A 12,976-nucleotide genomic window follows, 5' to 3' on the forward strand; every position below is an offset into this window, starting at 1 on the left:
GATATTCCGGCAGGGACGCTTTTTTATTTCTGGAGTAAACCACCATGTCTGAAGGCTGGAACATTGCCATTTTGGGTGCCACTGGCGCCGTGGGCGAAGCCCTGCTTGAAACCCTTGCTGAGCGTCAGTTCCCGGTGGGCGACATTTACGCGCTGGCGCGTACCGACAGCGCAGGAGAACATCTGCGTTTCGGCGGGAAATCCGTGATGGTGCAGGATGCCGCCGCGTTTGACTGGACACAGGCTCAGCTGGCGTTTTTTGCCGCAGGTGCGGAAGCTACGGCATCCTACATTGAAGAATCGACCAATTCAGGCTGTCTGGTGATCGACCTGAGCGGCCTGTTCTCCCTGGAGCCGGATGTGCCGCTGGTGGTGCCGGACGTCAACCCGTTTGTGCTGGCTGACTACCGCAACCGCAATATCATTGCAGTACCGAACAGCCTCACCAGCCAGCTGCTGACCGCGCTGAAGCCGCTGATCGACGACGGTGGCCTGTCGCGTATTTCCGTGACCAGCCTGCTGTCAGCCTCCGCTAACGGCAAAAAAGCCGTAGACGCACTGGCAGGGCAGAGCGCGAAGCTGCTGAACGGTATCCCGATCGACGAAGATGATTTCTTTGGCCGCCAGCTGGCGTTCAACATGCTGCCGCTGCTGCCGGATCGTGAAGGTTCGGTGCGGGAAGAGCGTCGTATCGTCGATGAAGCACGCAAAATTCTGCAGGATGACGGTCTGATGATCTCCGCGAACGTCGTGCAGTCTCCGGTCTTTTACGGCCACGCGCAGATGGTCGGGTTTGAAGCCCTGCGTCCGCTGGCGGCTGAAGAAGCCCGCGACGCGTTTGGCCGCGGAGAGGACCTTGTCCTGTCCGAAGAGAGTGAATTCCCGACGCAGGTGGGCGACGCTACCGGCAGCGCGCATCTCTCTGTGGGCTGCGTGCGTAACGATTACGGTATGCCTGAGCAGGTGCAGTTCTGGTCCGTTGCCGACAACGTGCGTTTTGGCGGCGCGCTGATGGCGGTCAAAATCGCGGAAAAACTGGTGCAGGAGTATCTGTACTGATGTCAGATGTGGAACAAAAGCCGGTCCACAGAATTGCCCTCGGCATTGAATACGATGGCAGTAAATACTATGGCTGGCAGCGGCAGAATGAGGTGCGCAGCGTCCAGGAGAAGCTGGAGAAAGCGCTCTCTCAGGTGGCGAATGAACCGATAAGCGTCTTCTGTGCGGGCCGCACCGATGCCGGCGTTCACGGCACGGGGCAGGTGGTGCATTTTGACACCACCGCCGTGCGCAAAGACGCGGCCTGGACGCTGGGTGTAAATGCGAATTTGCCTGGTGACATTGCCGTGCGTTGGGTGAAAGCTGTGCCGGATGATTTTCACGCGCGTTTCAGCGCGACGGCGCGGCGCTACCGTTATGTCATCTACAACCAGCGCCTGCGCCCGGCGGTGTTAAGCCAGGGCGTGACGCATTTTTATGAACCGCTGGATGCAGAACGTATGCAGCGTGCGGCGCAGTGTCTGATTGGAGAGAATGATTTTACGTCGTTTCGTGCGGTGCAGTGTCAGTCCCGTACGCCGTGGCGTAACGTCATGCACATTAACGTCAGTCGTTATGGCGCGTATGTGGTGGTGGATATCAAAGCCAATGCCTTTGTACATCATATGGTGCGGAATATTGTAGGCAGCCTGATGGAAGTGGGCGCCGGACACCAGCCGGAGAGCTGGATTGCAGAACTGCTGGCAGCGAAGGACAGAACGCTTGCGGCAGCAACGGCGAAAGCGGAAGGTCTGTATCTGGTTTCGGTGGATTACCCGGACCGGTTCGACCTGCCAAAACCGCCAATGGGCCCGCTGTTTTTAGCGGACTAAACAAAGGCGCAATTAGGGCTTAGACAATATGGACGTAATACGTTTTCTGATTGATTTCATCCTGCACATTGATGTTCACCTGGCGGAGCTGGTCGCGCAGTACGGCGTCTGGGTATACGCCATTCTGTTCCTCATTCTGTTCTGTGAAACCGGCCTTGTGGTTACGCCGTTCCTGCCGGGAGATTCACTGCTGTTCGTGGCGGGCGCGTTATCCGCACTGCCAACGAATGACCTGAATGTCCATCTGATGGTCGTCCTGATGATCATCGCCGCGATTATTGGTGATGCGGTCAACTACACTATCGGGCGGGTGTTTGGCGAGCGGTTGTTCAGTAATCCGGACTCGAAGATTTTCCGCCGCAGTTATTTAGATAAGACCCATGCGTTCTATGAGCGCCATGGCGGTAAAACCATTATCCTTGCCCGTTTTGTGCCTATTGTGCGCACATTTGCACCGTTTGTGGCGGGAATGGGTCACATGTCCTATCGTCATTTTGCCATGTACAACGTGGTGGGCGCGCTGCTGTGGGTACTGCTGTTTACCTATGCGGGCTACCTGTTTGGCGATCTGCCGGTGGTTCAGGAAAACCTTAAGTTACTGATTGTAGCGATTATTGTGCTTTCCGTTCTGCCGGGTGTGATCGAAATTATTCGTCACAAACGCGCGGCGGCAAAACAAGCGAAGTAAATGCACGCTGGCGGTTCGACCACTTTTTTATCCAAAGTATCGGGCTGTTATGTTTTAATGTGCAACATTCATGGTCTGTTGGAGGCAAAAATGGCATTATTCGCCTCTTACAGCAAAACTGGCATACGACCAGGTTCAGGCAGAAAGGTTATCAATGAGCTGGATTGAACGAATTAAAAGCAACATTACCCCAACGCGTAAAGCGAGCATTCCTGAAGGGGTATGGACGAAGTGTGATAGCTGCGGCCAGGTTCTGTATCGCGCAGAGCTGGAACGCAATCTTGAGGTGTGTCCGAAGTGTGACCACCATATGCGTATGTCGGCGCGCAACCGCCTGCATAGTCTGCTGGACGAAGGTTCTCTGGTAGAACTGGGCAGCGAACTGGAGCCAAAAGATGTGCTTAAGTTCCGCGACTCCAAAAAATACAAAGATCGTCTGGCCTCTGCACAGAAAGAGACCGGCGAGAAAGACGCGTTGATCGTCATGAAAGGCACCCTGCATGAGATGCCGGTGGTTGCCGCCGCGTTTGAGTTCGCCTTTATGGGCGGCTCAATGGGCTCTGTGGTTGGTGCGCGTTTCGTGCGTGCCGTTGAGCAGGCGCTGGAAGACAACTGCCCGCTGATCTGCTTCTCCGCCTCCGGTGGCGCACGAATGCAGGAAGCGCTAATGTCCCTGATGCAGATGGCGAAAACCTCTGCCGCGCTGGCGAAAATGCAGGAGCGCGGTCTGCCGTACATCTCGGTACTGACCGACCCAACCATGGGCGGCGTTTCTGCAAGCTTCGCGATGCTGGGCGACCTGAACATCGCTGAGCCAAAAGCGCTGATCGGCTTTGCCGGTCCTCGCGTTATCGAGCAGACCGTACGTGAGAAACTGCCGCCGGGCTTCCAGCGCAGTGAGTTCCTCATTGAGAAGGGTGCTATCGACATGATCGTCCGCCGCCCGGAGATGCGCCTCAAACTGGCAAGCGTCCTGGCGAAGCTGATGAATCTGCCGTCGCCGAGCCCGGACGAGCCGCGCGAAGGCGTGGTGGTACCGGATCAGGAACCCGAGGCCTGATAACTGAAAAGGGCAGGGCCAAATGGCGCTGCCCTTTTGCTTTCTAAACCGTTAATGACAACCGGGCATCATGGAAAATAAAAGCATTCCTCAAGCCACGTCGCCCCTGGCCGCGTGGCTTTCTTATCTGGAAAACCTGCACAGTAAAACTATCGACATGGGCCTTGAGCGCGTAAGCCAGGTTGCCGCGCGCCTTGACGTGCTGAAACCTGCGCCTTTCGTGTTTACCGTGGCCGGCACTAACGGTAAAGGCACCACCTGCCGCACGCTGGAATCTGCCCTGATGGCCGCCGGTTATAAGGTAGGCGTTTACAGCTCGCCGCATCTGGTGCGCTACACCGAGCGCGTGCGGGTGCAAAACACCGAGCTGGCCGAATCGGCCCATACGGCGTCGTTTGCCGCTATCGAAGCCGCGCGCGGCGATACCTCATTAACCTATTTCGAATACGGCACCCTGTCGGCGCTGTGGCTGTTTAAGCAGGCGCAGCTGGACGTGGTGATCCTGGAAGTAGGTCTGGGCGGGCGTCTGGATGCCACAAATATGGTGGATGCGGATGTCGCCGTCGTCACCAGCATCGCGCTGGATCACACCGACTGGCTGGGGCCCGACCGCGAAAGCATTGGCCGTGAGAAGGCCGGTATTTTCCGGGCCAATAAGCCTGCCGTGGTTGGCGAACCGGACATGCCGCATACCATCGCTGAAGTGGCGAAAGAGAAGGGTGCTCGACTGCTGCGTCGCGGCGTGGACTGGCAGTATGAGGTGCAGGACAATGGCTGGCGCTTCAGCGACGCGCAGGGCGTGCTGGAGAATCTGCCGCTGCCGCAGGTGCCACAGCCTAACGCGGCGACTGCGCTGGCAGCCCTGCGCGCCAGCGGATTAGCGGTAAGCGAGCAGGCAATCCGCGATGGCATTCAGAACGCACTGTTACCGGGACGTTTTCAGATTGTGAGTGAGTCACCGCGTCTGATTCTGGATGTTGCACATAACCCGCATGCGGCGGCGTACCTCGCAGGACGTCTCAAATCGTTACCAAAAACCGGGCGCGTGCTGGCGGTTATCGGTATGCTTCATGATAAAGATATCGGCGGCACGCTGGCCTGCATGGAGAGTGTGGTCGATAGCTGGTATTGTGCTCCTCTGGAAGGGCCGCGCGGCGCGACTGCTGAGCAGTTGATGGAACATCTCGGCAAAGGCGAAATCTACAGCAGTGTGGTTTCGGCCTGGCGTGCCGCGATGGCGGAGGCTAAACCAGAAGATACCGTGCTGGTGTGTGGGTCATTCCACACGGTGGCACATGTCATGGAAGTGATGGACGCGGGGAGAACCGGTGGCGAGTAAGTTTCAGAACCGTTTAACAGGAACCATTGTGCTGGTCGCGCTCGGGGTGATTATTCTCCCGGGATTGCTCGACGGGCAGAAAAAGCATTACCAGGATGAATTTGCGGCCATTCCGCTGGTACCCAAACCGGGCGATCGCGACGAGCCCGATATGCTGCCAGCGGCAACGCAGGCGCTGCCAGCCCAGCCGCCTGAAGGCGCAGCGGAAGAGGTGCGCGCAGGTGATGCAGCCGCGCCGTCTCTTGACCCGTCGCGTCTGGCGACGAACAATAACATCGAGATTGATCCGGTGCCGGTAGAACAGCCTAAGCCTGTTGAGAAGCCGAAACCGGTGGAGAAGCCGCAGCCGAAACCGCAGCGGGATAAAGCGGCCGAGCAACTGGCAGCCGCTTCAGAAACGCCACCGCCGGCGAAACAGGACGCGGCCCCTACCGGCAAAGCCTATGTCGTTCAGCTCGGTGCATTGAAAAATGCAGATAAGGTCAATGAGATTGTGAGTAAACTGCGCGGCGCGGGATACCGTGTTTATACTTCACCCACCACGCCGGTACAGGGTAAAATTACCCGTATCCTCGTGGGGCCGGATGCGTCTAAAGATAAGCTCAAAGGTTCGCTTGGCGAGCTGAAGCAAATCTCCGGCCTGAGCGGTGTGGTGATGAACTACAGCGCAAACTGATAAGGCTCCCCTCACCCCGGCCCTCTCCCCTTTGGGGAGAGGGTTAGGGTGAGGGGGAGAAAGCAGACGTCCACAGAGACGTCAGGCGGAGGGGCGTTGAGCATTTTTTCAGCGCCTTTTTTATTTACGCGTGGGAAGGAAATCCCTACGCAAACGTTTTCTTTTTCTGTTAGAATTCGCCCCGAACTGGATGACAGGGCGTTTAATCGTGGGACACATATGGTCTGGATTGATTACGCCATCATTGCGGTGATTGGTTTTTCCTGTCTGGTTAGCCTGATCCGTGGCTTTGTTCGTGAAGCGTTATCGCTGGTAACCTGGGGTTGTGCTTTCTTTGTTGCCAGTCATTACTACACTTACCTGTCTGTCTGGTTCACGGGCTTTGAAGATGAACTGGTCCGAAACGGAATCGCCATCGCGGTGCTGTTTATCGCGACGCTGATTGTCGGCGCTATCGTCAATTACGTGATAGGTCAGTTGGTCGAGAAAACCGGTCTGTCAGGAACGGACAGGGTGCTCGGCATCTGTTTCGGCGCGTTGCGAGGCGTGCTCATTGTGGCCGCGATCCTGTTCTTCCTGGATACCTTTACCGGGTTCTCCAAAAGTGAAGACTGGCAAAAATCGCAGCTCATTCCGGAGTTCAGCTTCATCATCAGATGGTTCTTTGACTATCTGCAAAGCTCGTCGAGTTTCTTGCCCAGGGCATAAACCCTGAGATGTGGCTTAACGAGGAAAAGACGAATGTGCGGTATTGTCGGTATCGCCGGTTTCATGCCGGTAAACCAGTCGATTTATGACGCGTTAACGGTGCTTCAGCACCGTGGGCAGGATGCTGCGGGTATCATCACCATTGATGCAAACAACTGCTTCCGTTTACGCAAGGCGAACGGCCTGGTAAACGATGTGTTTGAAGCCCGCCATATGCAGCGTCTGCAAGGTAATATGGGGATCGGTCACGTTCGTTATCCTACTGCTGGTAGTTCCAGCGCCTCTGAGGCTCAGCCTTTTTACGTTAACTCCCCGTATGGCATCACGCTTGCCCACAATGGCAATCTGACCAATGCCCACGAGCTGCGTAAAAAGCTGTTTGAAGAGAAACGTCGCCACATTAATACCACCTCTGATTCTGAAATCCTGCTCAATATCTTTGCCAGCGAGCTGGATAACTTCCGCCATTATCCGCTGGAAGCAGACAACATTTTTGCCGCCGTAGCCGCGACTAATCGCCAGATCCGTGGCGCGTACGCTTGCGTGGCGATGATTATCGGTCACGGCATGGTGGCCTTCCGCGATCCAAATGGCATTCGCCCGCTGGTGCTCGGCAAACGTGACCTCGGCGATGGCCGTTCCGAGTACATGGTTGCCTCCGAAAGCGTGGCGCTGGACACGCTGGGCTTCGAATTCCTGCGTGATGTCGCGCCAGGCGAAGCGGTCTACATCACCGAGAAGGGCCAGCTGTTTACCCGCCAGTGCGCCGACAATCCGGTGAGCAACCCGTGCCTGTTCGAATACGTTTACTTCGCGCGTCCGGACTCGTTCATCGACAAAATTTCCGTTTACAGCGCGCGCGTCAACATGGGGACGAAGCTGGGCGAGAAGATTGCCCGCGAGTGGGACGATCTCGACATCGACGTCGTGATCCCAATCCCTGAAACCTCTTGTGATATCGCGCTGGAAATTGCCCGTATTCTGGACAAGCCGTACCGTCAGGGCTTCGTGAAAAACCGCTACGTTGGCCGCACCTTTATCATGCCGGGCCAGCAGCTGCGTCGTAAGTCCGTACGTCGTAAGCTAAACGCTAACCGTGCCGAGTTCCGCGACAAGAATGTGCTGCTGGTGGACGACTCCATTGTGCGCGGCACGACGTCTGAGCAGATCATCGAGATGGCGCGTGAGGCCGGGGCGAAGAAAGTATATCTCGCCTCCGCAGCGCCGGAAATTCGCTTCCCGAACGTGTATGGCATTGATATGCCAACCGCTAATGAGCTGATTGCGCATGGCCGAGAAGTGGATGAGATTCGCCAGATCATCGGGGCCGACGGCCTGATTTTCCAGGATCTGAACGATCTGATCGATGCGGTGCGCGCCGAGAACCCGGATATTCAGCAGTTCGAATGCTCGGTATTCAATGGGATCTACGTGACAAAAGACGTAGACCAGCAGTATCTCGACTACCTTGATTCTCTGCGTAACGACGATGCGAAAGCCGTCCAGCTGCAAAACGATCTCGAAAGCTTAGAGATGCACAACGAAGGTTGATGCTCCGGCAAGTGAGGGGGCTCGCCCTCACTTGCAACTCCCCGTAAAATCCTGCACAGTCAGCCCTGAAATCAGCAAGGGCAAAAATCATGAAACGACTCATTGTAGGGATCAGCGGTGCCAGCGGCGCGATTTATGGCGTCCGGCTGTTACAGGTGCTGCGTGACGTTGCAGGCGTAGAAACTCATCTGGTGATGAGCCAGGCGGCGCGTCAGACCCTCTCTCTTGAAACCGATCTCTCTCTGCGCGACGTTCAGGCCCTGGCTGATGTTGTCCACGATGCCCGCGATATCGCCGCCAGCATCTCTTCGGGCTCGTTTAAAACGGCCGGCATGGTTATTTTGCCCTGTTCGATTAAAACCCTCTCCGGTATCGTAAACAGCTATACCGACACGCTGGTGACGCGTGCGGCGGACGTGGTGCTGAAAGAGCGTCGTCCTCTGGTGCTCTGCGTGCGGGAAACGCCGCTGCACCTGGGACATCTGCGTTTAATGACGCAGGCAGCCGAACTGGGAGCTGTGATAATGCCGCCGGTCCCCGCGTTCTATCATCGTCCACAAACGCTGGACGATGTCATCAACCAGACCGTTAACCGCGTGCTGGATCAGTTCGATATAGACCTGCCGGAAGATCTCTTTACCCGCTGGCAGGGGGCGTGAAGCTGTGCACAAACAAGGTGCATGAAATGACTGTTTGCCCTGTTTCAGGGCAAAACTGCAACCGCGATCATATCCTCGACATTTAATTCGCTTTTTCCCTTTTTCTCTTTCCGGTTCGTTCGGCAGACCTGCTATCTTTCACCATTAAGGCAGTATCGCAACGTTTTATTAACATATTTAACGTCGTAGTTTTAACCCGACGACAATGTGGCATAAGACCTGCAAGAGCAGCCTGCAACACAACACACAACATAAACCATAATAAAATCACGGTTCTTGAGGGTAAATGTATGAAGAAGACGGTTCTGGCTCTGTCTTTGCTCGTGGGCTTGAGTGCAGCAGCAAGTAGCTATGCAGCGCTACCACAGACAGTTCGTATCGGTACAGACGCAACCTACGCGCCATTCTCCTCCAAGGATGCGAAAGGCGATTTCGTGGGGTTTGATATCGATCTGGGAAATGAGATGTGCAAACGCATGGAAGTGAAATGCACATGGGTGGGCAGTGACTTTGACGCGCTGATCCCGTCGCTGAAAGCCAAGAAAATCGACGCTATTATCTCTTCTCTCTCCATCACGGAAAAACGTCAGCAGGAGATCGCCTTCTCTGAGAAGCTCTACGCTGCCGATTCACGTCTGATTGCCGCGAAAGGTTCCCCAATCCAGCCGACCATCGACTCGCTGAAAGGTAAGCATGTTGGCGTGCTTCAGGGCTCAACCCAGGAAGGCTACGCGAACGCCAACTGGCGCGAGAAGGGCGTCGATGTGGTCGCCTACCAGAACCAGGATCTGATCTACTCTGACGTGGCGGCGGGCCGTCTGGATGCCGCGTTCCAGGATGAAGTTGCCGCGAGCGAAGGCTTCCTGAAGCAGCCTGCGGGTAAAGAGTACGCCTTTGCTGGCCCGTCAGTTAAAGATAAAAAATACTTTGGCGACGGCACCGGTATTGGCCTGCGTAAGGATGATACCGAGCTGAAAGCCGCCTTCGACAAAGCGTTTAACGAGCTGCGTAAAGACGGTACCTACGACAAACTGGCGAAGAAATACTTCGATTTTAACGTCTACGGTGATTAATGCCTGAACGGGATGCACTGATGTGGTGCATCTTTAGGGGAAGTGTTCCAGTATGGTGCAAGCAATGCACCATATTGGACCGCCGTGTGCATAGTTAAGCATTTTAAATGCAAAAATTCCCGTTCAGAGGCATTAATCTTTGCCTGAGTGAGGGGATTAATGGCACATTAACGGCACCCCATAGTCGTAAAATCTCGTATTTAGACAGTTTATTGAGGACAGATATGAAAAAACTGGTGTTGTCACTTTCTCTGGTACTGGCCTTTTCCAGCGCCACCGCAGCATTCGCAGCCATTCCGCAGAAAATTCGTATTGGGACTGACCCAACCTACGCGCCTTTCGAATCGAAAAATGCGAAGGGGGAACTGGTCGGTTTTGACATCGATCTGGCTAACGAGCTGTGCAAACGCATTAAAGCGCAATGTACCTACGTTGAAAACCCGCTGGACGCGCTAATCCCGTCCCTGAAAGCGAAAAAAATTGACGTGATCATGTCCTCCCTGTCTATCACCGAAAAACGTCAGCAGGAGATTGCCTTCACGGACAAACTCTACGCCGCTGACTCACGTCTGGTGGTGGCGAAATCTTCTGACATTCAGCCAACCCTTGAATCTCTGAAGGGCAAACGCGTGGGCGTGTTGCAGGGTACGACGCAGGAAACCTACGGTAACGAGCACTGGGCGCCGAAGGGGATTGAAATTGTCTCTTACCAGGGTCAGGAAAACATCTACGCAGACCTGACGGCAGGCCGTATTGACGCGGCATTCCAGGATGAAGTGGCGGCAAGCGAAGGCTTCCTGAAACAGCCTGTGGGTAAAGATTACAAGTTCGGCGGTCCGTCCATTAAGGACGAAAAACTCTTTGGCGTTGGCACCGGTATGGGCCTGCGGAAAGAAGACAACGAACTGCGTGAAGCCCTGAACAAAGCGTTCGCCGAGATGCGCGCGGACGGCACTTACGACAAGCTGGCGAAAAAGTACTTCGATTTTAATGTTTACGGCGGCTAATCGCCCCGTCTGATAACGTGCGGCCCCTCCCGTTGCGGGAGGGGAAAAGACACGGTTCTACCACTCACGAGACGACAGGGCACGCGGTATGCTGTTCGGATTTTCTGGCGTTATTTTACAGGGCGCGCTTGTCACCCTTGAGCTGGCTATCAGCTCCGTGGTGCTGGCGGTGCTGATAGGCCTGGCGGGCGCGGGGGCAAAGTTATCCGCCAACAGACCGCTGGCGCTGATATTTGAAGGCTATACCACGCTGATTCGCGGCGTGCCTGACCTGGTGCTGATGCTGCTGATCTTTTATGGCCTGCAAATCGCACTTAACGGCATCACGGATGCCATCGGCATGGATCAGATCGATATCGACCCGATGGTGGCCGGTATTATTACCCTTGGTTTTATCTACGGTGCTTATTTCACTGAGACCTTTCGCGGCGCTTACATGGCCGTGCCGAAAGGGCACATTGAAGCGGCGACCGCCTACGGTTTTACCTCCTCACAAACGTTTCGCCGGATCATGTTCCCGGCCATGATGCGCTACGCGCTGCCGGGCATCGGTAACAACTGGCAGGTTATTCTCAAGGCAACGGCGCTGGTCTCCCTGCTGGGTCTGGAAGATGTAGTGAAGGCCACGCAGCTGGCGGGTAAAAGCACCTGGGAACCGTTCTATTTTGCGGTAGTCTGCGGCGTAATCTATCTGGTCTTTACGACCGTCTCCAATGGTGTGCTGCTTCTGCTCGAACGTCGCTACTCCGTGGGTGTGAAGAGGGCTGACCTGTGATTGAGATTATTCAGGAGTACTGGAAATCCCTGCTGTGGACGGATGGCTACCGCTTTACTGGCGTGGCGATCACGCTGTGGCTGCTGATCTCCTCGGTGGTCATGGGCGGCATTCTGGCGGTGTTCCTCGCCATTGGCCGCGTGTCGAACAATAAATTTATCCAGTTTCCGATCTGGCTGTTCACCTACGTGTTTCGCGGTACGCCGCTGTACGTGCAACTGCTGGTGTTCTATTCCGGAATGTACACGCTGGAGATCGTGAAAGGCACCGAGATGCTGAACGCGTTCTTCCGCAGCGGTCTGAACTGTACGGTGCTGGCGCTGACCCTTAATACCTGCGCCTATACCACCGAAATCTTCGCCGGGGCCATTCGTTCCGTGCCGCACGGTGAGATTGAGGCGGCGCGCGCGTATGGCTTTTCCTCCGTGAAGCTCTACCGCTGTATTATTTTGCCTTCAGCGCTGCGCATTGCGCTGCCGGCGTACAGCAACGAAGTGATTTTAATGCTGCATTCGACGGCACTGGCGTTTACCGCCACGGTGCCGGATCTGTTAAAGATTGCCCGCGATATTAACTCTGCCACCTACCAGCCGTTTACGGCGTTTGGCATTGCGGCAGTGCTCTATTTGATCATTTCTTACGTCCTGATCAGCCTGTTCCGTAAGGCTGAAAAACGCTGGTTGCAGCATATAAAACCGTCGACGCACTGAGAATTTATGATGGCTGAGAACAAATTAAACGTAATTGATTTGCACAAGCGCTACGGCGAACATGAAGTGCTGAAAGGGGTGTCGCTGGAGGCTAACGCGGGCGACGTGATCAGTATTATCGGCTCATCAGGTTCGGGTAAAAGTACCTTCCTGCGCTGCATCAACTTCCTCGAAAAGCCGAGTGAAGGGTCGATTGTGGTGAGCGGACAGAACATCAACATGGTCCGTGATAAAGACGGTCAGCTTAAAGTGGCGGATAAAAATCAGCTGCGCCTGCTGCGTACGCGTCTGACCATGGTATTCCAGCACTTTAATCTCTGGAGCCACATGACGGTGCTGGAGAACGTGATGGAAGCGCCGGTTCAGGTGCTCGGCTTAAGCAAGCAGGAGGCCCGCGAGCGTGCGGTGAAATACCTGGCGAAAGTGGGGATCGATGAGCGGCAGCAGATCAAATATCCGGTGCACCTGTCAGGGGGACAGCAGCAGCGTGTTTCCATCGCCCGCGCGCTGGCGATGGAGCCGGAAGTATTGCTGTTTGACGAACCGACTTCCGCGCTGGACCCGGAACTCGTTGGCGAAGTGCTGCGCATCATGCAGAAGCTGGCGGAAGAGGGCAAAACGATGGTGGTGGTGACGCACGAGATGGGCTTCGCCCGTAACGTTTCTAACCACGTTATCTTCCTGCATCAGGGCAAGATTGAGGAGCAGGGGCATCCGGACGAAGTGCTGGCGAACCCGCAAAGCCCGCGTTTGCAGCAGTTCCTGAAAGGCTCGTTGAAGTAGGTTTGGCCTTTCTCCCTCTCCCTGTGGGAGAGGGCCGGGGTGAGGGCATCAGCCCCAGAGCCGCCCAATTGCCCGGT

14 protein-coding genes are annotated in these 12,976 nt (G+C 55.5%); all 14 read left to right on the forward strand.

Features of this window, described 5'->3' with window-relative positions; all coding sequences use genetic code 11:
- Positions 1 to 44 precede the first annotated feature (44 nt).
- The 14 genes from CKK19_RS04035 (at position 45) to hisP (ending at position 12,899) form a co-directional block, all read left to right on the forward strand.
- Positions 45 to 1,058 carry an aspartate-semialdehyde dehydrogenase gene (locus CKK19_RS04035; protein WP_063853421.1) on the forward strand — a complete coding sequence of 338 codons (1,014 nt, stop codon included), beginning with the start codon at positions 45 to 47 and terminating at the stop codon, positions 1,056 to 1,058.
- Positions 1,058 to 1,870, forward strand: a complete 813-nt coding sequence (truA, locus tag CKK19_RS04040; RefSeq protein ID WP_001286071.1) for a tRNA pseudouridine(38-40) synthase TruA — start codon at positions 1,058 to 1,060, stop codon at positions 1,868 to 1,870. The genes CKK19_RS04035 and truA overlap by 1 nt, the downstream gene beginning before the upstream one ends.
- Positions 1,871 to 1,898: 28 nt before the next feature.
- Positions 1,899 to 2,558, forward strand: a complete 660-nt coding sequence (locus CKK19_RS04045) for a DedA family protein (RefSeq protein ID WP_006811410.1) — start codon at positions 1,899 to 1,901, stop codon at positions 2,556 to 2,558.
- Between the two features lie 154 nt (positions 2,559 to 2,712).
- Positions 2,713 to 3,618, forward strand: a complete 906-nt coding sequence (gene accD, locus CKK19_RS04050) for an acetyl-CoA carboxylase, carboxyltransferase subunit beta (protein ID WP_022648854.1) — start codon at positions 2,713 to 2,715, stop codon at positions 3,616 to 3,618.
- A gap of 70 nt (positions 3,619 to 3,688) precedes the next feature.
- On the forward strand, positions 3,689 to 4,957 hold the full coding sequence (folC, locus tag CKK19_RS04055; RefSeq protein ID WP_063853422.1) for a bifunctional tetrahydrofolate synthase/dihydrofolate synthase: 1,269 nt from the start codon (positions 3,689 to 3,691) through the stop codon (positions 4,955 to 4,957).
- Positions 4,947 to 5,633 carry a cell division protein DedD gene (gene dedD / locus CKK19_RS04060; protein WP_023300639.1) on the forward strand — a complete coding sequence of 229 codons (687 nt, stop codon included), beginning with the start codon at positions 4,947 to 4,949 and terminating at the stop codon, positions 5,631 to 5,633. Before folC ends, dedD begins: the two co-directional genes overlap by 11 nt.
- Before the next feature lie 219 nt (positions 5,634 to 5,852).
- Entirely contained in the window at positions 5,853 to 6,341 is a 489-nt protein-coding gene (cvpA, locus tag CKK19_RS04065) for a colicin V production protein (protein WP_000262116.1), read from the forward strand.
- A gap of 33 nt (positions 6,342 to 6,374) precedes the next feature.
- Positions 6,375 to 7,892, forward strand: a complete 1,518-nt coding sequence (purF, locus tag CKK19_RS04070) for an amidophosphoribosyltransferase (RefSeq protein WP_008502595.1) — start codon at positions 6,375 to 6,377, stop codon at positions 7,890 to 7,892.
- A gap of 89 nt (positions 7,893 to 7,981) precedes the next feature.
- The gene (locus CKK19_RS04075; protein WP_015572254.1) at positions 7,982 to 8,551 is read left to right on the forward strand and encodes a UbiX family flavin prenyltransferase; all 570 of its coding nucleotides are present in this window, start codon (positions 7,982 to 7,984) and stop codon (positions 8,549 to 8,551) included.
- Positions 8,552 to 8,841: 290 nt separating this feature from the next.
- A complete protein-coding gene (gene argT / locus CKK19_RS04080) occupies positions 8,842 to 9,624 on the forward strand; it encodes a lysine/arginine/ornithine ABC transporter substrate-binding protein ArgT (protein WP_063853423.1) in 783 nt (260 codons plus the stop codon).
- 224 nt (positions 9,625 to 9,848) lie between these two features.
- Positions 9,849 to 10,631, forward strand: coding sequence for a histidine ABC transporter substrate-binding protein HisJ (gene hisJ, locus CKK19_RS04085; RefSeq protein WP_003861421.1), 783 nt, complete (start codon positions 9,849 to 9,851; stop codon positions 10,629 to 10,631).
- 88 nt (positions 10,632 to 10,719) lie between these two features.
- Positions 10,720 to 11,406 carry a histidine ABC transporter permease HisQ gene (locus tag CKK19_RS04090; protein WP_063853424.1) on the forward strand — a complete coding sequence of 229 codons (687 nt, stop codon included), beginning with the start codon at positions 10,720 to 10,722 and terminating at the stop codon, positions 11,404 to 11,406.
- Positions 11,403 to 12,116, forward strand: coding sequence for an ABC transporter permease (locus tag CKK19_RS04095; RefSeq protein ID WP_003861424.1), 714 nt, complete (start codon positions 11,403 to 11,405; stop codon positions 12,114 to 12,116). The genes CKK19_RS04090 and CKK19_RS04095 overlap by 4 nt, the downstream gene beginning before the upstream one ends.
- A gap of 9 nt (positions 12,117 to 12,125) precedes the next feature.
- Positions 12,126 to 12,899: a histidine ABC transporter ATP-binding protein HisP gene (hisP, locus tag CKK19_RS04100; RefSeq protein WP_003861426.1), complete on the forward strand. Its 774-nt coding sequence runs from the start codon at positions 12,126 to 12,128 to the stop codon at positions 12,897 to 12,899.
- Positions 12,900 to 12,976 lie beyond the last annotated feature (77 nt).

It is taken from the genome of Enterobacter sp. CCUG 70166 (genome assembly GCF_020224095.1).
Classification (GTDB): Bacteria; Pseudomonadota; Gammaproteobacteria; order Enterobacterales; family Enterobacteriaceae; genus Enterobacter; species Enterobacter intestinihominis.

Bases quoted from the DNA above. Each gene is read 5' to 3' on its own strand.
- CKK19_RS04045 (WP_006811410.1), top strand. From the start codon at position 1,899: ATGGACGTAATACGTTTTCTGATTGATTTCATCCTGCACATTGATGTT.
- accD (WP_022648854.1), top strand. From the start codon at position 2,713: ATGAGCTGGATTGAACGAATTAAAAGCAACATTACCCCAACGCGTAAA.
- CKK19_RS04075 (WP_015572254.1), top strand. From the start codon at position 7,982: ATGAAACGACTCATTGTAGGGATCAGCGGTGCCAGCGGCGCGATTTAT.
- argT (WP_063853423.1), top strand. From the start codon at position 8,842: ATGAAGAAGACGGTTCTGGCTCTGTCTTTGCTCGTGGGCTTGAGTGCA.
- hisJ (WP_003861421.1), top strand. From the start codon at position 9,849: ATGAAAAAACTGGTGTTGTCACTTTCTCTGGTACTGGCCTTTTCCAGC.
- CKK19_RS04035 (WP_063853421.1), top strand. From the start codon at position 45: ATGTCTGAAGGCTGGAACATTGCCATTTTGGGTGCCACTGGCGCCGTG.
- cvpA (WP_000262116.1), top strand. From the start codon at position 5,853: ATGGTCTGGATTGATTACGCCATCATTGCGGTGATTGGTTTTTCCTGT.
- truA (WP_001286071.1), top strand. From the start codon at position 1,058: ATGTCAGATGTGGAACAAAAGCCGGTCCACAGAATTGCCCTCGGCATT.
- hisP (WP_003861426.1), top strand. From the start codon at position 12,126: ATGGCTGAGAACAAATTAAACGTAATTGATTTGCACAAGCGCTACGGC.
- CKK19_RS04090 (WP_063853424.1), top strand. From the start codon at position 10,720: ATGCTGTTCGGATTTTCTGGCGTTATTTTACAGGGCGCGCTTGTCACC.
- purF (WP_008502595.1), top strand. From the start codon at position 6,375: ATGTGCGGTATTGTCGGTATCGCCGGTTTCATGCCGGTAAACCAGTCG.
- folC (WP_063853422.1), top strand. From the start codon at position 3,689: ATGGAAAATAAAAGCATTCCTCAAGCCACGTCGCCCCTGGCCGCGTGG.